The following is a 20913-nucleotide window of genomic DNA, read 5'->3' on the forward strand; positions in this document are numbered from 1 at the left end:
CTCCTTATTGTTGTTGCGCGGGCAGGCGTGCCGCCTTGTTGACGTCAAACCACCAGTTATCAAACCCGAGAGAATAGGTCGGGCGTAACGTCGGCGAGGAGAATTTATCCCAGTAGGCGTAGCGGTCGTGATTGGAATACCACATGGGCAGCATATACATGTTCCAGGTCAGCACCCGATCCAGCGCCCTTCCAAGGGACAGTAATGCTTTCTCATCCCCCTGGTGTTTCATGATTTGCCGTACCAGGCTATCGACAGCGGGATCGCTGACGCCAGGTGTGTTCCAACTGGAGTCGATGTACTCCGAATCCCAGCGGGTTTGCAGCGAAGAGCTTGGGAATGGCATCGCAGGATATACCGTTGGCATCATATCAAAATCACGCTTACGCCAGCGTCGCGTGAACTGTCCAGTGTCTATTTCGCGGATCTGCATATCAATGCCCAGCCGTTTCAGGTTGTGCTGGAATGGCAACACATACTGGAAATTGCTGCCGCTCAGCAGCATCAGTTCAAATGCAAACGGCTTACCGGTTTTGCTGTTGACCAACTGCTGATTTTTTACTTCCCAACCGGCCTGTTGTAGCAGTTCAGTGGCTTTCAACAAATTTTCCCGGTTATTACCGCTGCCGTCGGAGGCGGGCGGCTGGTAAATCGAAGTAAAGACCTCGGCTGGCACCTTGCCTTTGAGCGGTGCCAACCAGGCCAGCTCGGCAGCATCTGGGTAGCCGCTGGCGGCGTAAACTGTGTTCTGGAAATAGCTGTTGGTGCGTTGATAGGCGTCGTAATACAGCGCTTTATTCATCCAGTCGAAATCAAACGCCAGCGTAATGGCTTCCCGCACCCGACGATCGGCAAATATCGGGCGTTGAATATTAAAGGCTAGCCAGCGTGCATTTTGCGCTGCCTGATTGGTTTCATCCTGTTTGATGATGAAGTTGCGTGCGAAGTTGCCGCCCTGATACTGCGTGGCCCAGTTTTTTGGCGAACCTTCCAGCCGGAGATCGTAAGCCCCGGCTTTAAAGGCTTCGAGGGACACTTTATCGTCCAGATAGTAATCATAACGCAGCGTATCGAAGTTATAGCGTCCGCGGTTCACCGGCAGATTGGCGGCCCAATAGTCGCGCACCCGCTCATAGGTAATGTACTGGCCCAATCGGTAGCTGCTGATTTTATAGGGGCCGCTACCGAGCGGTGGGGTATTCAGGGGGTCATTAAGTTTGTGATCCTTCCAAAAACTCTCTGGCAGGATAGGCAGGCTGAACAGGCCGAGAAGTAGGTCTTTATCTGGCGTGGGTAGCTCTATGCGTACTGTCAGATGGGAAAGGGCTTTTACGGCGACACCTTTGTAGACTGTACGAAATTGCGGCACGCCCTCCGTCATAAATTTATTAAAAGTAAAGGCAACATCGGCAGCGGTAATCGGGCTGCCATCGTGAAAACGGGCGCGAGGATTGATATCCAACTCCATCCAGCGCATATCGGCAGGGAAACGCGCCGATTCGGCGATCAGCGGATAATAGCTGGAGGGTTCGTCGTCAGAGGTAGTAAACAGCGTGTCGTAAAGTTCCCCGGTTCTCTCGCCGGGAACGCCGCGCGAAGCGAAACGGTTGAAATTGTCATAGGTGCCTATGGCTGCCAGCCGTACGTCCCCCCCTTTTGGGGCTGCCGGGTTTACGTAGTCAAAATGGCTGAAGTCGGTGGCGTATTTCGGTTCACCGAGCGTGGCGAAAGCGTAGCTTTCATTGAGGGTTTCGGCCTGTAGACCGAAACTGAGTGCCGAAAGCACCAGGGCAGCAAAAATGCGCACAGACATCTTTACGGTAAGCTCCTGCTGTGTAGTCAATTAAACCGGCCGCTAGCATAGCATTTCAGGCCAGTTTGCTGAGTAAAGAAGTTTAAATATCAGATATTAAATGAAGTTTGACGATCGGCAACCGGATTCTCCCGGCAAAACGCTAACAGCGCCTCAATGCTGAGCGGCTTACTGAAATAGTAGCCTTGCATAAAGTTAACGTCGCGTGCTTGCAGGAAGTTAACTTGCTCTTCGGTTTCAACCCCTTCGGCAACGGTGAGCATTTTCAGCTTTTTCGCCAGTGCAATGACGGCGTCCAATACGGGGGCGGTGGCGGTATCCTGGCCGATAGAGTTGACAAAACCCCGGTCGATCTTGAGGTAGTCCAACGGAAAGCGTTGCAGATAGATCAAGGCGCTGTGGCCGGTGCCGAAGTCATCTACCGCAATCTCAATGTTTTGGCGGTGCAACCAGTCAAACTCGGTCTGTGCATTCTCTTCCTCCACCATCCCGCGTTCGGTGATTTCAAACACCAGCGTGAAATAGTCATCCGGCAGTTTCGCCAGCAGCTTAGATACGTCGTCATGAAATGACGGAACGCTGAGATGGGAAGGTGAAAGGTTCAGACCGAGTTTGGCATTGCGCGGCAATGCCTGCATCAGTTGCGGGAGGTCAGCGACGACCAGGCTAAACAGATGGCGGGTAATCGGAACGATCACCCCTTCACTTTCTGCATAGGGGATAAACAGGTCGGGTGAAATACGCCCTTCAGTTGGATGTTGCCAGCGGAGCAGGGCTTCCACTCCGGCCAATGACCTGGTTGCGGTATGAAATACCGGCTGGTACTCAACAAAAAACTCTCCGCGCCTGATACCACGCATCATTGCCCGCTCCGGGCTCTGGCGCAGCATCAGCGCGTAGTAACACAGCACGCCGATCATCAGCGAAAGCACCAGGCTGCCGAGCACGGTCAAACGTACATCATTGGCGGTCAGTTGCTGGCTATAAAAGATAATGGTTAATGGATATCGCGGAATTTCCAAACGGTGAGCATGGTTTTTTGGCAATTGACTCATCGGAATCAGGCGAGAACTGAAGGTGGTGACCGCCTGCTTGCCAATCACGATGGCTAAACCAGGAGCGTCACTATTCTGCGATGTCATCAGCAGATAGGGTGTCAGGCTGAGGTCTAATGTCGCCAGAACGCCGTTATCTGTCGCATTACTCTGGCTCGGTTGACGTAGCCACAGAGCAATAACCGGTTGATCCGGTACCAGCGGTGTACCCTGTTGCAGTTGCATATCAAGAGGCTTTTTCCAATCGATTTCTGGGTAGAGATGATTGGTCGCCAGCACCATGTCGCCGGTCGCGGAAGAACAATAAGCAACGCCATCTTTCACCAGTAAAAAGGTACGTACGCCATTGGTGAAAGCTGCCCGGTAAGTGAGATTCGAAAGGTTGGTAACACAGGGCTGGCCGGTAAGTGGCATGATCTCGTGCATGATGGTTTTCAGACGATCGAGATAATTTAGCGTGAGTTTTTGTGTGCGGGTTTCGAACTGATGCTGATATTGCAAACGTTGGTGATTAATCAGGAATAATGTGGCAGAAGTGAAAACAATAAAAAATACCAGAGCGGCAATGCTGCTTGTGATCAGGCTGCGCCGTTTCTGTGAAACATGGCGGGTGAATGCCCTCTTTAAGCCCATAACTTGCCCCCTGAGCACGGCGTAACGTTTTTTCGCTGTTATGATGGTGACGATTAATATATCTCATTGATACTATTTGAGTCATTATTCATCAGGCCTGATATGCGGCACTTCTCAAGTACAGCGTAAATAACGCATCATCCTATCGTTTGCCCTGTGACGATAATAGGCTAGTTTTCCCCGACCGTGCAGTTTCCTTTAGATAAACGAGTAAAATTGTGTGGGTTGAGTAACGCTGTGAGCTATCGGTGCAGTGATAAAAAACGCCGCCCTAGGGCAGCGTCTTGTCTCGTTTGTTTGGTTTTCAGGACTGATTCAGATACTGCGTGCTTAGCTCCTGCCAAGCACTCGGCGGGCTTCGCGATAACGCTTGTCCCAATAGGCTTCTGTCATACTGGAAATAGTGACACCGCTGCTGGTAGAGGCGTGAACGAACTTGTCGTTACCCAAATAGATACCCACATGGCGGCCAGTAGAACCGGCGCGGAACAACACTAAATCGCCAGGACGCAGCTTGGTACGCTGAATTTTCTTGCCCATGTCTTCTTGCTCATAAGTTGAGCGAGGCAAATCCATACCGAACTGTTCGCGGAAAGTACGCTGAACAAAACCTGAGCAATCAATGCCGCGCTTGGTATCACCACCTAAACGGTAGCGAACACCTTTCCAGTCGGCATACTGGTCCATAATCTTTGACTTGATGTCAACGTTACGCACCATGGCTTCGAATTCATCCTGAGAGGCTTGCAGTAAAAGACTGTTTTTGTCATTAACTGCATGCATCTCAGTTTGTGAGTTATCTAATTTCGAAGTATTCATCGAGCTACAGGCGGAAAGCACAACCGCTGCTGCAATTGCAGGGAGCACCCGCAAAAAATATCTCATAAAAGGTTGAGATTTGACCATTGTAATTGTTTTCCCTTGAAGTCCTTAACGACAAAAGTCGCTATCTGAAAAATGCCAAACGAAATGAGACTAATCGGCGCAAGCTGACAGGACAATCAGTTACCGCTGAAAATGTGCATGAACGCACACATTTAAGATGTTTGGTACTGAATCCATGTAAACCAAGCACAAACGCAGCCGAGATTACCGGAATAAGCGGGGGATTGCGAGTTTTTTCCGACATTCCTTATATGAAAGTGTGATGAAACTTAATGCTTTATTATAAAACACCCGACTAAGAAACCAAGGGTGGTGAGGGTGAAAATTTATTTATTTACAATAGGATAGGTTGTTTTCATCAAAAGAGCGATGACGAGTTTTACAGGTGAACCCTTCATTTTGAAAACTTCCTGTTACAAAATGCGGCTGAGGTTAATTTTGTTAATCAATAATTTCGAATGTGTAATCTATTCAGGTAAGTTCGCATAAAAAGGTTACTAAATGGATAAAAACGTGGCTTTGAGTACGTTTTTTAATCATGCGGGGCGCGGCGGCATGAAAGCGAGTTATGTGCAGAGGCATCAATAAAAAGCGACCGCTACTCGGTTAGGCCGCTTTGTTGGGATAGGTGCCGGGCTTATAACCAGCCGGAACGTTTGAGTTTCCTATACAGAAGAGCGCAGCCGACGATGGTCACGCCCAGCGTAGTATGATAGGCCCAAGGGAACTTCAGTTCTGGCATATCGGCAAAGTTCATGCCATACAGGCTGAAGATCACCGTTGGGATGGCCAGAATTGCCCCCCAACCCGCCAGCCGTTTGACCACTTCGTTTTGCTTTACGGTCACCAGCGCCAAGTTAACGTGCATGGCGTTGGTCAGCATTTCGCGCATGTCGTCCAGGGTGCTGGCGACCTGCCGGGCGTGATCCTGTACGTCCCGCACATAGGCGCGCAGCTCTTTGGGGATCACATCATCATGCAGGTGAATCAACTGATTGCAGATCTCATCCATTGGTAGCGCCGCGTTGCGCAGGCCGAGCAGATGGCGGCGCAGGCTGTAGACGTTTTCAATCGCGGTTTCATCAAACTCCGACTTGAACATATTGGATTCGATGCCTTCGATCATCTCTTCAAATTTGCCGACGATATGGCGGTAATTGTCAACGATGAAATCCAGCACCGAATAGAGTGCAAACCCTGGCCCATGGCACAGCTGCTTGGGGTTCTCTTCCGTTTTGGCCCGGATTGGGGCATAGCTGGAAGAGGCGCCGTGGCGCACCGTGATCAGGAAGTTTTTACCGACGAAGAAATGGGTTTCGCCGTACTCCACCTCGTTATTCTCCCATTGTACGGTTTTCACCACGATGAACAGTGAGTCACCATAGGTTTCAATTTTTGGCCGCTGGTGGGCACACAGCGCATCTTCGATCGCCAGATCGTGCAGGCCGAACTCTTCCTGGATCTTGCGCATGAAGGCATCTTCGGGTTGCCATAGTCCCAGCCAGACGAAGGTGTCCGGCTCTTTAACCACCTCACTGATATCATCAATAGTGATGTCGCCCAGTCGCTTACCCGCTTTGTACGCGACGCTGTTTACCACCATGGTTTGGGTTTCCATCCGGTTACCTGTCAGTCCGTGAGAGATTTGGTGAAAAAGTAGCGCTCATGCTCCACTGGAGCATTGTGCAATATCATCTGTAACTGGTAGCCCAGCTTTTCGTAGAAAGGCCGAGCCTGGAAACTGAAGGTATCTACCCGCGCGAACTTGCAACCATCAGCCATGGCCTGCTGCTCTGCCGCTTTGATGAGCTTACTGCCAACGCCTTCGCCGCGTAGTGCCTCGGAAACCCATAACAGATCGATGTTCAACCAATGACCTACGGTGCTGCCGGTCAACCCGGCCATTTTGTTGCCGTGATCATCCAAGACAAAAACCCCGATGTTCTTGTTCAGGATGTCGCCAACGAATGTGCGGTTGTAATCTTTTAAATGATTGCGGATTTCTTCGGTATCTTCTGCACGCAGAGCATCTGTTACGGTGATATTCATGTTTCCTCCTTGGGGATTACTTTAGCTTAGCGGCGAATTTTTTAAATTCAATGGGTTAAACGCCGTGGTGCATAGCATTATGTGAGGGGGATCATCACTGCACTTTGGTAGGCGGGGCGGGCACACAGTTGCTGATACCAACGCTCCAGATGCGGGCGCGGCTGGCGTTCAATCGGCAGTTCAAACCAGGCATAGATAAAGCTGCCCAGTGGGATATCACCGATGCCGAATGCGGCACCAGAAAGGTAGGGCTGTTGTGCCAGAGTTTGTTCGACGGTAGCAAAGTGCTGTTCCAACTCGGCGATCGCCGCGTCAATAGCCGCATGATCGCGCTGTTCGGGCGGGGTACGGACCATGCCCCAAAACAGGGTACGGAATGGTGCTGCGATGGTTGAGGTGAGCCAGTCCATCCATTTTTCTGCGGCGGCGCGCGCTTGCAAATCTTGCGGATAAAAAGGTGCTTGACCATATTTGGCCGCCAGATAGCGCACAATGGTGTTGGATTCCCACAGCACGAAATCGTCGTCTTGCAGCAACGGCACCAGCCCGTTGGGGTTGAGTGAGCGGTACGGCTGTTCATTCACCTTGCCGTAAGCGCCACCCGCATTGATATGGTCGTAGTTCAGACCCAGTTCAGCGGCGCACCAGAGTGCTTTCTTTACGTTATTCGAGTTTGCACGGCCCCAAATGGTCAACATAAAACGCCTCTTCGTGTATTTGATAAAGTCGCGTTAATACCTACGCGATAAAGCGGTTTTTGTCACACCGAAAGGCATTTTTTGCTAGGTGATACGCAAATCGTCAGCGTTCCCAGTGGCACACTTCCCAGCCAGAAAGGACGGCCAGTTCGTTCAGATCGCTGCCGGGGTTGATTACCGTGGCGCTGTCGACAAACTCCAGCATGGCTTGGTCGTTGATGGAGTCACTGTAGCCATGGCTGTGCTCAAACTTCAGTTCAGGATGCTGCTGCAACCATTGCCGTAAGCGGATCACTTTGCCTTGCTGATAGGTTATGGTGCCGTAAGTGTTGCCGGTAAAACGGCCATCAACCACTTCAACGCCAATCGCCAGTGCGCCATCGGCCCCCAGTTGCGCGGCGATCGGGGCCACCAGGTGTTCGCCGGTGGCAGAAATGACCAGAATGTAGTCACCACGCTCACGGTGCCACAGCATGCGCTCACGCGCGGCGGGGTAGACGCGCGGTAGGATATCGCGACGGATATAGCGCTGTACCCAACCAGCTACGGTCTGGGTACTCAGCCCCGTCAAGGGAACCAGCGTGGCCCGCATGTAATCTTCCATCGGCAATTTGCCCTGATAGTAGAGCTGCATCAGTTGCTGTTCCTGCTGTTCCAACTCCGCAGGGGCAAATCCCTCTGCCACTAGCCAGCGGATCCACAGGCTGGCGCTGTCGTCATCGATCAGGGTTTCATCCAGGTCGAAAAGGGCTAGATCCATCATTCTCCTCCGATAAGGGCGGTGAAACAGCGTAGAGCGTAAGAAACATGGATGACCGTTTGGCGACAGTTTGTTGAATGTTTGCCTAAGCTAGCACGCCATTATGAAAGCGAATGGCATGATTTTTAGCCAATTCACCGACTAAAGCGTACAGTTGTGTAAAAGTGCAGAAAAATCAGGCCAATCCCTGCAAGAATAACAGAAACCGAATAAACTCACTGCAGAGGCACTTTCGGTACAACGCTGGCCCAAACGGGAGCCGCGTAGGTTTTACGGTTGGCAGCGTTGCATCGAGCCACTCTCGCTGGTTGGCCGAAAACGTAAACAAGTTTGAAGGTTAACGCTATTTCAATGGTTTGAATGGACATTCTGGCGACGTCATGATGAAAAAAAACTTTTCCACCTCTTTTAAAAAACTGACCCTCGGCGTAGGCGTCATGTTCTTGGTTGTTCCCGCCGTTCAGGCGGCAGAAGCGCCAGCCGTACCGCAAGTGGATGCCAAAGCCTATGTGCTGATGGACTACAACAGCGGTAAGATCCTGACAGAAGGCAATCCTGATACCCGCCTCGATCCTGCCAGCCTGACTAAAATCATGTCCAGCTATGTGATCGGCCAGGCGATGAAGGCGGGCAAAATCAAGCCGGATGATCTGGTCACCGTGGGCAAAGATGCCTGGGCTACCGGCAACCCGGTGTTGCGTGGTTCTTCGCTGATGTTTATCAAACCCGGCGATCAGGTGCCAGTGTCGGAACTGAATAAAGGTATCGTTATTCAATCAGGTAACGATGCCAGCATCGCGCTGGCGGATTTTGTGGCGGGTAGCCAGGATTCGTTCGTTGGGCTGATGAATAACTACGCTAAATCTCTGGGGCTGCAGAATACGAATTTCCTGACGGTGCATGGCTTGGATGCCGAAGGGCAATACAGCACCGCGCGCGATATGGCGCTGTTGAGTCAGGCGCTGATCCGTGACGTGCCGGACGAATATGCGCTGCATAAAGAGAAAGAGTTCACCTTTAACAAAATCCGCCAGATCAACCGTAACCGTCTGTTGTGGAGCACGAATCTGAACGTAGACGGGATCAAAACCGGCTATACCAGCGGTGCCGGGCATAACCTGGTAGCGTCAGCGACCGATGGCCCAATGCGCCTGATTTCGGTGGTGCTGGGGGCACCGAGCGATCGCGTGCGTTTCAGCGAGAGCGAGAAGCTGTTGGCGTGGGGTTTCCGCTTCTATGAGACCGCCATTCCCATTAAGGCCGACAAAGCTTTTGTCACCCAGAAAGTCTGGTTTGGCGATGTGGGCGAAGTGCCGCTAGGGGTTGCTAAAGACGCTGCGGTGACCATCCCGAAAGGGCAGATGAAGAATCTGAAAGCCAGTTACAAGCTCAATGAACCAACGCTGGAAGCCCCTTTGACGAAAAATCAGGTGGTGGGGACTATCGATTTCCTGCTTGACGGCAAAACCATTGAGCAACATCCGCTGGTGGTAATGCAGGAAGTTAAAGAAGGGAACTTCTTAAGCCGCATGTGGGATTTTGTCATGATGAAGCTGAGCCAGTGGTTTGGCGGCATTTTTGGCTGAAGATAAACGGGGCCATATGAGTGGCCCCTGCTCAAATCAATGACACGCCACCACTTTGATCGCCAAGCCGCCCTGTGAGGTTTCACGGTACTTGGCATTCATGTCTTTGCCCGTTTCATACATGGTTTCGATCACCTTATCCAGGCACACGCGTGGTTCGCTGGTGCGGCGTAGCGCCATGCGTGCGGCATTGACGGCTTTCACCGCAGAAATGGCGTTACGCTCGATGCAAGGCACCTGTACTTGCCCGGCCAGCGGATCGCAGGTTAGCCCCAGATGGTGTTCCATGGCGATTTCTGCGGCAATGCACACCTGTGCCGGGCTGCCACCCATCAGTTCAGCCAGTCCGGCCGCCGCCATGGAGCAGGCGACGCCCACTTCCCCTTGGCAACCCACTTCAGCCCCAGAGATCGACGCATTCATCTTGTACAATGTGCCAATCACTCCGGAAGCCAGGAAGAAACGGCTATAAGAGTTGGTGTTGACCGGGCGGATGAACTGGTCGTAATAGGCTAATACGGCGGGGATGATGCCGCAGGCACCGTTGGTCGGTGCGGTCACCACACGGCCGCCGGCGGCGTTTTCTTCGTTTACCGCAAAAGCGAACATATTGATCCAATCCACCACGTTCATCGGATCGATATTATTTTTGTCACCGGTCACCAAAATACGCCGCAAAGCTGCGGCGCGGCGCTGAACCTTCATTGGGCCCGGTAGTAAACCTTCGGTATTCATCCCGCGCTCAATCCCGGTGCGCATCACCTGCCACACCTCGGTAAAATGCGCTTCAATTTCGGCTTTACTGCGCAGCGCCAGCTCGTTTTGCATCACCAGCCCAGAAAGCGAAAGCCCGGTTTCCTTACAGTGCTGTTGCAAATCTTGCGCGGAACGATAAGGGTAGGGAATTGACACGGCATTGCTGGTTGGTTGGCCGAAATGTTCTTCATCAACGATAAAACCGCCGCCGGTGGAGTAGTAGGTTTTACTGCGCAACAACTGCTCACCAGCATAAGCACTAATGCACATGCCGTTCTCATGCAGCGGCAAATTGTTGCTGTGGAAATTCATACCACCTTGACGTGGGAAATCCACCTCGTGTTCGCCATTGGCCAACGGCAGGCGGCCACGCTGTTCCACGTCGCGGATAAAACCGGCCATGCTATCGATATCCACGTCATGCGGCAGATTCCCCGCCAGGCCCATGATAATCGCGATATCGGTATGGTGGCCTTTACCGGTCAGAGACAACGAGCCGTAAACATCAACCACTACCCGCGTGGTGTCGTACAGTTGCCCTTGGGTGATTAGATCGTCGGTAAACTGTTTGCCAGCCTTCATAGGGCCGACGGTATGGGAACTGGATGGGCCGATACCAATTTTGAAAATATCGAAAACGCTGATCATAGTCTTAACCATCTTCTGCAGGTTACAGGCTTGAGTAATAGAAAGGGTGACATCGAAAAACCGGCGCCATACAGCGCCGGTTGAGCGTGATTAACCGAACAGGGTGTACAGGATGGCGGAAATGGCAATCAGCCCCATCACGACCACGAATACGTTACTGATGTGCCCACTGTACTTGCGCATGGCAGGAACTTTACGGATGGCGTACATCGGCATCAGGAACAGCAGCATAGCGATGATTGGGCCACCGAGGTTCTCAATCATCCCCAGGATGCTTGGGTTCAGTGTGGCGACGATCCAGGTGGTCACCAGCATGAAGATCGCGGTGATACGGTTCAGCTTATTGCTGCTGATGGTTTTGCCGCGGCTCTTCATGGATTTGATGATCATGCCGTTAAAGCCTTCACGGGCACCCAGATAATGACCCAGGAACGATTTGGTGATGGCGATAAAGGCGATCACCGGTGCGATATAGGCGATCATCGGGTTGTTAAAGTGATTGGCCAGATAAGACAGGATTGAGATGTTCTGTGCTTTGGCTTCGGCCAGCTCGGCCGGAGAGAGGCTTAATACGCAACTGAAGACGAAGAACATCACCGTCAGAACCATCATGATGTGTGCGTAAGCCAGAATACGTGAGCATTTTTTCTCGGCACCCGCGCCATACTCTTCACGCTTTGCCACTGCGAAAGCGGAGATGATCGGTGAGTGGTTAAAGGAGAATACCATCACCGGGATCGCCAGCCACAGCGTGATCACCAGGCCGTGCCCCAAACCGCTGCTAGAGCCTGCAAGAGAAACGTTCTCGAAGATGGCACCGCTCCAGTTAGGGATCAGGTACAGCGCCAGCATCATCAGTACGCCAACAAACGGGAATACCAGGATGCTCATGGTCTTGACGATTGCCTGCTCGCCGAAGCGCACGATGGTCATCAGCCCAACGATCAGGATCAGGGATAAAACAGCGCGCGGTGGTGAGACCAACCCCAACTGATGGGTGATAAAGCTGTCAACGGTGTTGGTGATCGCCACGCTGTAAACCAGCAGGATAGGGTAGATCGCGAAGAAGTAGAGCAGGGTGATCAGCTTCCCGGCGCTGATACCAAAGTGTTCCTCTACGACTTCGGTGATATTTTCGCCAGGGTTTTTCCCTGACAGTACGAAGCGGCACAGGCCACGGTGGGCAAAGAACGTCATTGGGAAAGCGATAATGGCCATGATAATCAGAGGAATCAAACCACCGATACCCGCGTTGATGGGCAGGAACAGCACGCCTGCGCCGATGGCGGTGCCATACAGGCCCAACATCCACATGGTGTCAGATTTGCGCCAGGTGCTGCTGGAAACCGAAGCCGCAGAGGCGATAGTGCCGGTCTGTGTAGTGTCCATAAATATCTCCGAGGTGAACACGTTAATTTGAATTTAAACGAAAAATTTAAGGATGAAACCTGCTGGCGAAATATCAGTTTTCTTCAGCGAAAAGAGTGATATGAGGTTATATGACGACCCCTGGTTGTTTATTATGCTAATTACCCTTGGCATTATTTGCCGGATAACTGGCTCAATGGTTTTCTGCTGTTTAATCGCTGGAAACCGTGACTTCTGCCGGAAGATCGTTGCCTGCCGATTTTTGTTGGCGGCAAGATAACGATTTACAGCAGAAACAACCGTGATCGCACTCTCAAATGCGTTATTTGTGCATTTAGGCGTTTTTTTATTGTTTTTTCGTGCACATGTTGCGCAGTTGTAAGAGATTTCATGCGGGAGGTGCGCTAAGTGATCCTGTGTGATTGAACCGGATTGTATGGTGTTTTGCCAGATAAAAAGCTGCTTATCATCTCAGGTCTAGCGATATACTTTAATGTATTGCTTTGGCTTGGTTGAACGTCATATTCATCTTATCTGGCGTGCTTAAAGCACGGGCTGTCTTGGCTTAATTTTTTGTTTATTAAGGAATTAATGTAAATAAAGGTTGGATTGTAGAGTCAAGTAATTGAGATTTAGAGCGGGTAAAAACGCATATTTATTTGTCATATAAATAAAGATGATTGCCGATATTTCACGCAGAACAGTGAAGCGAATATCACGGTTTAAAATCGGATTATAATATTCTCACCCGGGGGGATTTGACTTAATTTGCGGCAATTTTATTTCGTACGAAATAATAACCACGGCAAGCTGTTGCAATTCATTAACCTGCAATTATGGATAATAAGCTATTTCTTAGGTTTGATTGCTGTTAATTCGTACAGAAAATCACGAGGCGCGAGCTAAAATCGGATAGCGATCGCCTGCTCACTGAAGAATTTGGTGAACTCGCTTTCAGGTTTGCGATCGGTAATGATCCGGTCAAACTGTGTCAGCGGGCCGATGCAGGCCGGTCTGGTTTGACCAAATTTGCTGTGATCCACCACCAGAATCTTTTGCTGCGCCATGGCTATGGCTTTGTGCTTCATATCCAGTTCGTCAAAGTTGAAGCAGGTAGCGCCCTGTTGCAGGTTAATACCCGCCGCAGAGATAAAGGCAATATTGGGGGAGATGTGTTCGAGTTCATTATGCTGGCCAACCGTGGCAAAAATGGCGTTGTTCGGCTTGAACTCGCCGCCACACAGGATCACCTTGCAGTTGGGTTTAGCCTGCAATGCTAGAAAGGTATTGAGTGAATGGCATACGGCGGTGAAGGCCAGGTCGTCCGCAATCGCGTTAATGATGGCTGGCGTAGTCGTGCCACAGTCAAAGAATACCGTATCGTTTTTATTGATCAATGGCGCGGCCAGCATGCCGATGCGCTGTTTCTCAGCTACCTGTTTGGCCTGTTGGTCAGAGACAAAATAGTGGGTTACGCCATGGCTGCGCGGTTCCGCTACCACGTAGCCGCCAAGCAAAACTAGGGCGGCAGGCTCAGCATTGAGATCGCGGCGAATGGTCATTTCCGAGACGCCTAACAGTGCGGCAGCTTCTTTTAGATGGATCTTGTCGGAACGCTTTAATGCCTGAATTAACCGGTTGATACGATCTTCACGCCGCTTTTCCATCTGTTCTCCTGTTGCTAAGCATTCCACACTACAATGCGGGGCGCACGAGTAGCACTACCCCGCATCAATCTCGGTGTCGTTGTTCAGTAACTACCGGCTACGGCGCTGTCGCCTGAAACAATGGCCACGCCTGAGCTGGTGCCGATGCGCGTAGCGCCAGCGGCGATCATTTTCCCGGCGGTGGCACGATCACGTACCGCTCCAGAGGCTTTCACGCCCATCTCACTACCTACGGTGGCACGCATCAGTTTGACGTGCTCTTCGCGCGCACCGCCGGTGCTGAAACCCGTAGACGTTTTAACGAAAGCAACGTCAAGTTCGCGGCACATCTCACATACTTGCGTGATTTGCTCATCGCTGAGCAGGCAGGTTTCCAAGATAACCTTCAACGGAATTGCCGCACAAACCTCGCGCACTGCGGCGATATCGGCTTGTACGTCGTCCAGCAGACCGCTTTTCAACCAACCGACGTTGATGACCATATCGATCTCCTGAGCGCCTGCTGCGATGGCCGCTTTGGCCTCGAACGCCTTGGTGACGGTCAGACCTGCGCCCAGCGGGAAGCCGATGACTGAGCAAACTTTCACTTCGCTTTCCTGCAACAGGTGCGCCGCCAGCGGAACATAGCCGGAGTTTACGCACACTGCATAAAAGTTATGCAATTGTGCTTCTTCGCACAGTTTGGCTATTTGGCTTTCGGTGGCATCCATCGCCAAAAGGGTGTGGTCGATATAGTGGGCATAGTCAATCTGTTCGGTGGTCATGGTGATCCCTCTGAGGTCGTTAACGTATAGCTGAATGTGATTATCCTAACATTCAGTTTTGCTGATTGATAGCTGCTGTTACTGGGGGTTAGAGAGATGATAGCTCACCAATGTTATTTAAATAACATCAGCCCTGTACTCACGTTGAGAGAGATAAAGCGGAGACAGGCAGAGGCACGTGGCCCCGCCTGTGGAGGTATTACTCTTTCACCCATCCTTTGCTGATCGGGAAAGCAAACAGGAAGCGATACAGGCGTGTCAGCAGGTTAGCGATCGCCTCACCAAACAGATTCCATAACAGCTGTGCGAACAGGCAACCCACAAACGCCAAAAGGAAGCCACCAACCATATCCAACGGCCAATGAACGCCAAGGAATACGCGTGACCAGGCAATGGCTACCGCAGCAACCATCAGCAGAATACCAGACCAGGTACGGTGCCAGCACAGGAACGCCAGCGCGAAAGTGAAGATGGCGGTGCCATGGTTGCTGGGGAAAGAACTGCTTGGTGCGTGCGCCAAGAAGGTATAGCCGACACCGATCACAAATGGCCGTTCGTGTGGCAGTAACATACCAATAGAGGCAGAGGCACTCATGGCAAATAACAGAGCAATTGTCGCCTTGGCCACCACTTCTCGCTGCGAATGTAATTGCTGCTGCGGCCCCCAGAACCACAAAGCGACCATCAGTAACGGGATAATGGCGATCAGATCCCGTGCAAAAAATGTGGCAAGATCGATCAACCATTCCGGGCTGGCCGGAGTGGCATTGATCCAGGCGAAAAGAAGATAGTTCAATTGATCCATCATGATGTATTACCTCGTCTTGCGGCTGAAATAGCCGCTAACCCACCAATAGACAGCCAGTTGGCTGAACCAGACCCACCACCCAGCCCACAGGTTATGGGAAAGAAAATGAGCTCCGCGCATGATCTGACCAAACCCCATCAGCATGCCGCAGGCGATACCGCCCAACCAGCACCAGTAAGCGAGGCGCGGACGTTGCGGATAAAACAGAAAGAACAGCGCCATCAGGGCAAAACCACTGGAGGCATGACCACCAGGAAAACAACGGCCCGGTCCTGGAAAAGCGGGTGTAGTGCCAAACAGCGTAAACGACATGGCTTTGCCACCGTATTCCAGCAGATCCCACGGGCAGGAATGGGCACTGACCGCTTTCAACATACCGACAACCAATGGCCCGACACCAACCAGTAACATAGTGACGATCAAACGCGTATTGCGGCGATAAATACCCCAAAAAAGCGCGAGTACTGCACCGGTGATAACCCCGATCTTCAAGAGCCGGTGATTGATCAGATCCAACCAGTAATTGTTCTGCCAAGGAAAACGGTGGCTTGCGGCGTCATACCAGTAATTACTGAGCGCCCAGTCCAACTGTTCATTACGTGATAACCAGATCAATACCATTCCGGTCACAAGCAAGCCAAAAACCTGCCAACGGTAAAAGGATGTTGGCAGGGAGTAAAGGACATCAGTCTTAATCTGCATAGCTGTTGAGGATTGATTTAATGAAGGTTCTGAGGATTTCGACGTGTTCACGCGGTAGCTCATTGGCGGTAAAGAATAACACTACTGTAATAATTCCGGCTTAAGAAAACCTTAATGGGCTATGACGCGGGATCTTGGCAAAACGGGAGGATATCCAGATTTAACCTATAATCAGGATCTGTATATCGTGCTAACGTACTTCAATATTACGCCATGAATCATAGGGATAAAAAATGAATAAGCTTTCTTTTGCGTTTACCAGCCTGCTGATGGTGGCCTCTGCCAGCGCGGTTGCCGCAACAGCAGCCAGCGAAAATGGCGATCTCAGCCTGCAACCGTTGGAAAAGGTCGCGCCATTCCCAAAAGCAGAGAAGGGGATGAGCCGCCAGGTAATTTACCTGCCGAAACAGGAGAATGAGCAGAACTTCAAAGTAGAACTGTTGATCGGTAAAACGCTGGAAGTAGACTGTAACCGGCACATGATGGGTGGCACTTTGGAAAGCAGAACGCTAGCCGGTTGGGGTTATGACTATCTGGTGCTGGCAAAAATTTCGGCACCCGCATCCACGATGATGGCCTGCCCGGATAACAGCAAGCGGCAGGAGTTTGTTGCCGCTAACTTGGGAGATGCAGCGATGCAGCGTTACAACAGCAGGCTGCCGATCGTGGTTTACGTGCCGAAAGAGGTTGAAGTACGTTACCGCATATGGTCTGCCGGTGAGACTATTGGGCGCGCGGTAGTGAAATAAATCCGTTAGCATTGCCAAGTGTTTTTTTATCAATCTAATCTGCCGGTATGCATTGACCGGCAGATTTTTTATGTCTAGGGCGTGTATGCCCTTCATACTTCAAGTTGCTTGGGTGTTGGCTGCGTCCGCTCGCACCAGTCACATAGTTATCTATGCTCCTGGCGACTCTCGGACTGGCCGCCTACAAGCCACTCGAATTATTTTGGGTATAGAAGTATTTGGAATAACAGAGAAAGTGAGTGTTCAACCCTTGTCGATAGAGTTGTTTTTATCGCCTAAGTGACACTGTTTGCAACGTTATCTTTAATGTTACATATCTCTTTATTTAACGAGTTGAATGTAATAAAGCCAAGAAGTAATGTTATGGCCATACACAGGAAACTTAAACCAATAAGCAGGGATGTAATGGCATTTTTTCTTTCATTTTCTATAGCATCAATCAATGCGTTTGATTTTTCTTTTGATGTTGGCGTTATGTAATCACAAGCTTCGTCATAAATATTTGATAGAGCATATTTATATTGGCTACAATGCTTTTTATCTATTATTATCTCTGCATTTTTGTTGTATATTTCATCAGTGGAGATATACAGTCTCTCATGTTTTAAATTAAAGGTGGCGTATCCTATTTTATAATTTAAAATAGTGTTTGTTAGTAGGGTAATACCATGGATAACGCTGAGAGTAAAAACAAAGCTAACAAGAATAAAGTCAAAGCCAATTATCTTTTTATGCCCCATAGGGCCAAAGAAACCGGTAAACCAAAATGATGTACGCCGGAGTCGACCACTTTCAATGTTCTCCTCTATCAACTTTGCATCATCCACGCAGGCAACATTGATTCCATTTAAAAGTCGATAAATTTGCGTATCAAAGGCGTTGTCATTATATTTTTTTAATTTTTCGCTACGAAAATCCACCCTTAAAACTCTCAGTATTATTTGAAATAAAAACGCAAAACCTCCCATTCTAGTGATCAGCAGACAAACAAATAAAAACATTAGCAAAGCTTTACTTTCATCTGTTGTGAAAGAATCAAACATTATTAACCCCCTCATTAGTGAGTACTGTTTTCATAATATAGAATTATATAGGACTTGATAAGTGTTTTTCTTCTTGGGAAATAAAGTTTGTTGTTTGTTTCTCTTCGTCATTATATCATATTGCTGCTTTTCTCTGAGAACGGCGTTTTATCTCAAGAGCACACCGACTGATTCCTGCACCTGTTGCGCAATCAGATCAAGATTGGCACTAAAGTACAAGTTTTGTCGTGCGGAGAGAATCCCATCTGCTAACTGTCTTAGTGCACCGGCCGAGTGGGTTGTGTCTTCAACGTATTTAATAAGTAATTACTTTTAAATCTCATCGAATTTAGGCAGCAGAAAAAACGCGTTCCTCGTCACCGTAATGATTTACGGCTATTTATAATAGGCCATTGGAGGAGGTGATATGATAATCATTAGTATCTCTTATGTATGAGTGTCTGGATTGCATGCTTAAAATAAGTGGTGATTGTTAGGGGCTTTATTCAGTGAATAACCATGGTATCCGTAGCGGGAATAGATGTGTTTTATAAAAAGAATTATTGATGGCTAATTTTAATACGAGAGTTTGAGAAACTATCGCCGTAACAGCTTAACAATTAAGTTGGGGCTCTGAAATGATTGTTAGAATAAGGTGTTCTTAAGTAATAAGGCACAGAACATGAGTTCTGCACCTTGTAACATGACTTGCTAACTCAAGTGCAAATCATAATACTACAACAGGAAATGATGGTTATTCTGGCAGGCAGTCAATAACAACGTTAGAGGTTGTAACATTATTACCGTATTTACCCGTTGTTTTGCAAGTTGTAACTTCGGTGCAGACAATAGCATCACCTACCGTACTTTTTTCGATCGCGGTAGAACAGGTGGCAGCCCCGCCAATAACAGTTGAAGCTTCTGATGCGTTTAATTTTTTCATACTGATATCCTTATGGTTAAATAGTTTAAATGGCCTTAAAAACTTGCTATTGTTAATCATAGTTAATACATTTTCTATGTATTAATAGCACAGAGGCTTAGATACACCTCAAGGCGGGTTAACTATAAAGATAAATGATTGCAGCGTCATCACTAAAGCCTTATTTTTATCATTTACGGAGTTTTCTCGGCTAATTAACGCTATTGTCCTACAATGGTTATGGGTAATGCTTTCAGTTTATAAGTGGCCGTGTAGGAAATTAATAATAAGAGGGTGTCACGAACAGATACAATAGGCTTACATTAATGTAATTCAGGTTTTCGACTACACACTCCAGTGGAATGCGTAGTCGTTCGGAATGCATCCATTACAAAACTTCGACAAGCTGAAACTCTTCAAAGACGAGTTCCATATTTTCAGCATAGGTGCCTTCACGCTCGAAAAAAGCCTGATGCCCGGCTCGCCAGTAATCCAGGCTTAGATCGCCTTCACCCTCTTTACTCGCCTGCTCTGCGGTTATCTCGGAGAATCGCACAAGGCGTAGAACCAGGGTTCTTACCACGCAAACCGGTTGGCCTTCTCCGCTCAGAATGATGCTGTAGCCACCGATTGAAGGGGATCCATCTTCCTGTTCAAAAGAACTCAGAGAACCACAGCTTGCGGTCTTTTTTCCTTGTATCACCAATGCGACAAGTTCATCGGCAAGTTCCGGTGAATCACCAAACGCCCAAGATACGGCGTTTGGGTATTTTGCTGTTAAGCAATCAATTGTAGCCTGTGCAGGCATTTGAGAATCCTTTTCCATCGTGTAATTTATTGTATTGTAACTTATTTTTTAAAGGGAACTAAAATTCAGGCAATAAAAAACCCGCATTTCTCACCACAATAATAAAATCAATAACTTATTGATTTTATAGCAGGTTGTTAGGATGGTGAAGGGTGATAAAATGCGACGATTACTTACCTACGCCGCCACTTTGTCGCCACTCGGCATCGTTGCCAGTGGGTTGAACTGTAGCGCAGTTTCGAGGTGTTCTGGTGCCAGATGAGCGTAACGCATAGTCATCTTAATGTCGTGGTGACCGAGGATGCGTTGCAGCACCAATATGTTACCGCCAGACATCATAAAGTGAGCCGCGAAGGTGTGACGCAATACATGGGTAAGCTGCCCTTTCGGTAACACGATGCTGGTGCCTTCGATGACCGACATAAACTTAAAATAGCACTCGCTGAAGAGACGACCCTCACCGCACTTGAGCAACTTTTCATAAAGTTCTTTGCTGATCGGCACGCTGCGGTTCTTTTTCCCTTTGGTTCTAACAAACGTAATTTTATGCGGCGTGACTTGTGAGCGGGTGAGGTTTTCCGCTTCTCGCCATCTTGCCCCGGTGCTAAGACACACCTCAACGATCAACGCTAAATCAGCGTTGTTTTTCTTACAGGCGGCGAGCAGTTCTGTGATTTGTACGTGGGTTAACCAAGCCATTTCCTTTTCAGGAACGGTGAACTTGCGCATGTTCTCTAGCGGGTTAGGCTGGTTCCACTCACCAAGCCTCGCCAGTTCGCTGAACATACCGCTCAGGTAGCTTTGTTCCAGGTTAATAGTGACCGGCTCTGCGCCATTCTTCCACTTATCAGAGAAGTGAATTTCACCAGATAGACGCTTGTCGCGATAGTGAGCAAAGTCTTTTGCACTGAAGGTGGTTGCAGGTGGATCGCCCAACGCCTCAATGACTAAGCACAGCTTTTTGTATGTCCGTTCGCCAGCCGTTAGCGATTGGCCGTGCAGGTTAAACCAGAGCTTGGCAACATCACTTAGGCTGCGGCGATCAACTGCTTCACCAAGCCATGGCTTGTTGTCCACCTGTTCCATGGTGAAACGCTCGAATGCGATTGCTTCACCCTTTGTTGCAAACTGCTTACGCACCCTGCGGCCTGTACGACCCGCAGGGTAACACTCGCATAACCACTTACCGGATGTCTGTTTCCGAACTGCCATTGTAACCC

The 20913-nt window shown here is 49.5% G+C and carries 19 protein-coding genes; 2 read left to right on the forward strand and 17 right to left on the reverse strand.

Annotated features, from left to right (window positions below; translation table 11 throughout):
• Window positions 1-4 precede the first annotated feature (4 nt).
• From ACX1CU_RS08130 to ACX1CU_RS08160, 7 genes are all read right to left on the reverse strand, one after another.
• A complete protein-coding gene (locus ACX1CU_RS08130; protein ID WP_459402069.1) occupies window positions 5-1813 on the reverse strand; it encodes an extracellular solute-binding protein in 1809 nt (602 codons plus the stop codon).
• Between the two features lie 89 nt (window positions 1814-1902).
• A complete protein-coding gene (locus ACX1CU_RS08135; RefSeq protein WP_459402070.1) occupies window positions 1903-3501 on the reverse strand; it encodes a cyclic di-GMP phosphodiesterase in 1599 nt (532 codons plus the stop codon).
• Between the two features lie 330 nt (window positions 3502-3831).
• Window positions 3832-4407, reverse strand: a complete 576-nt coding sequence (gene mepS, locus ACX1CU_RS08140) for a bifunctional murein DD-endopeptidase/murein LD-carboxypeptidase (RefSeq protein ID WP_459402071.1) — start codon at window positions 4405-4407, stop codon at window positions 3832-3834.
• A gap of 616 nt (window positions 4408-5023) precedes the next feature.
• Window positions 5024-6004, reverse strand: a complete 981-nt coding sequence (locus ACX1CU_RS08145) for a magnesium and cobalt transport protein CorA (protein WP_459402072.1) — start codon at window positions 6002-6004, stop codon at window positions 5024-5026.
• An 11-nt stretch (window positions 6005-6015) separates the two neighbouring features.
• Window positions 6016-6435 (reverse strand): GNAT family N-acetyltransferase, encoded by a 420-nt coding sequence (locus ACX1CU_RS08150; protein WP_459402073.1) that lies wholly within the window; start codon window positions 6433-6435, stop codon window positions 6016-6018.
• Between the two features lie 77 nt (window positions 6436-6512).
• On the reverse strand, window positions 6513-7133 hold the full coding sequence (locus tag ACX1CU_RS08155; protein ID WP_459402074.1) for a glutathione S-transferase family protein: 621 nt from the start codon (window positions 7131-7133) through the stop codon (window positions 6513-6515).
• Window positions 7134-7236: 103 nt separating this feature from the next.
• Complete coding sequence (locus ACX1CU_RS08160; RefSeq protein ID WP_459402749.1) at window positions 7237-7893, reverse strand: HAD family hydrolase; 657 nt, start codon at window positions 7891-7893, stop codon at window positions 7237-7239.
• Between the two features lie 380 nt (window positions 7894-8273).
• Here ACX1CU_RS08160 and ACX1CU_RS08165 point away from each other — a divergent pair, with 380 nt between their 5' ends.
• Window positions 8274-9479, forward strand: a complete 1206-nt coding sequence (locus ACX1CU_RS08165) for a serine hydrolase (protein WP_459402075.1) — start codon at window positions 8274-8276, stop codon at window positions 9477-9479.
• Between the two features lie 36 nt (window positions 9480-9515).
• On the opposite strand, the gene ACX1CU_RS08170 is transcribed toward ACX1CU_RS08165, so the two are convergent.
• The 6 genes from ACX1CU_RS08170 to ACX1CU_RS08195 all read right to left on the reverse strand — a co-directional run bounded on the left by ACX1CU_RS08170 (window position 9516) and on the right by ACX1CU_RS08195 (window position 16255).
• A complete protein-coding gene (locus tag ACX1CU_RS08170; protein ID WP_459402076.1) occupies window positions 9516-10883 on the reverse strand; it encodes an L-serine ammonia-lyase in 1368 nt (455 codons plus the stop codon).
• Between the two features lie 90 nt (window positions 10884-10973).
• Window positions 10974-12272 carry an HAAAP family serine/threonine permease gene (locus tag ACX1CU_RS08175; protein ID WP_459402077.1) on the reverse strand — a complete coding sequence of 433 codons (1299 nt, stop codon included), beginning with the start codon at window positions 12270-12272 and terminating at the stop codon, window positions 10974-10976.
• An 881-nt stretch (window positions 12273-13153) separates the two neighbouring features.
• Window positions 13154-13918, reverse strand: coding sequence for a DNA-binding transcriptional repressor DeoR (gene deoR / locus ACX1CU_RS08180; RefSeq protein ID WP_459402078.1), 765 nt, complete (start codon window positions 13916-13918; stop codon window positions 13154-13156).
• Window positions 13919-14001: 83 nt separating this feature from the next.
• Window positions 14002-14682 carry a deoxyribose-phosphate aldolase gene (gene deoC / locus ACX1CU_RS08185; protein ID WP_459402079.1) on the reverse strand — a complete coding sequence of 227 codons (681 nt, stop codon included), beginning with the start codon at window positions 14680-14682 and terminating at the stop codon, window positions 14002-14004.
• Between the two features lie 199 nt (window positions 14683-14881).
• On the reverse strand, window positions 14882-15487 hold the full coding sequence (gene ybjG, locus ACX1CU_RS08190; RefSeq protein WP_459402750.1) for an undecaprenyl-diphosphate phosphatase: 606 nt from the start codon (window positions 15485-15487) through the stop codon (window positions 14882-14884).
• Window positions 15488-15496: 9 nt separating this feature from the next.
• Window positions 15497-16255 carry a phosphatase PAP2 family protein gene (locus tag ACX1CU_RS08195; protein ID WP_459402080.1) on the reverse strand — a complete coding sequence of 253 codons (759 nt, stop codon included), beginning with the start codon at window positions 16253-16255 and terminating at the stop codon, window positions 15497-15499.
• Window positions 16256-16425: 170 nt separating this feature from the next.
• Between ACX1CU_RS08195 and eco the strand changes: the two genes are divergently transcribed.
• The gene (gene eco / locus ACX1CU_RS08200) at window positions 16426-16941 is read left to right on the forward strand and encodes a serine protease inhibitor ecotin (RefSeq protein ID WP_459402081.1); all 516 of its coding nucleotides are present in this window, start codon (window positions 16426-16428) and stop codon (window positions 16939-16941) included.
• Window positions 16942-17216: 275 nt separating this feature from the next.
• On the opposite strand, the gene ACX1CU_RS08205 is transcribed toward eco, so the two are convergent.
• The 4 genes from ACX1CU_RS08205 to ACX1CU_RS08220 all read right to left on the reverse strand — a co-directional run bounded on the left by ACX1CU_RS08205 (window position 17217) and on the right by ACX1CU_RS08220 (window position 20905).
• The gene (locus ACX1CU_RS08205; protein WP_459402082.1) at window positions 17217-17984 is read right to left on the reverse strand and encodes a hypothetical protein; all 768 of its coding nucleotides are present in this window, start codon (window positions 17982-17984) and stop codon (window positions 17217-17219) included.
• A 733-nt stretch (window positions 17985-18717) separates the two neighbouring features.
• Complete coding sequence (locus tag ACX1CU_RS08210; RefSeq protein WP_459402083.1) at window positions 18718-18906, reverse strand: DUF4762 family protein; 189 nt, start codon at window positions 18904-18906, stop codon at window positions 18718-18720.
• A 367-nt stretch (window positions 18907-19273) separates the two neighbouring features.
• The gene (locus tag ACX1CU_RS08215) at window positions 19274-19711 is read right to left on the reverse strand and encodes an ASCH domain-containing protein (RefSeq protein ID WP_459402084.1); all 438 of its coding nucleotides are present in this window, start codon (window positions 19709-19711) and stop codon (window positions 19274-19276) included.
• 159 nt (window positions 19712-19870) lie between these two features.
• Window positions 19871-20905, reverse strand: a complete 1035-nt coding sequence (locus ACX1CU_RS08220; protein WP_459402085.1) for a phage integrase — start codon at window positions 20903-20905, stop codon at window positions 19871-19873.
• Between the last annotated feature and the right edge of the window lie 8 nt (window positions 20906-20913).

It is taken from the genome of Serratia sp. D1N4 (assembly GCF_054552755.1).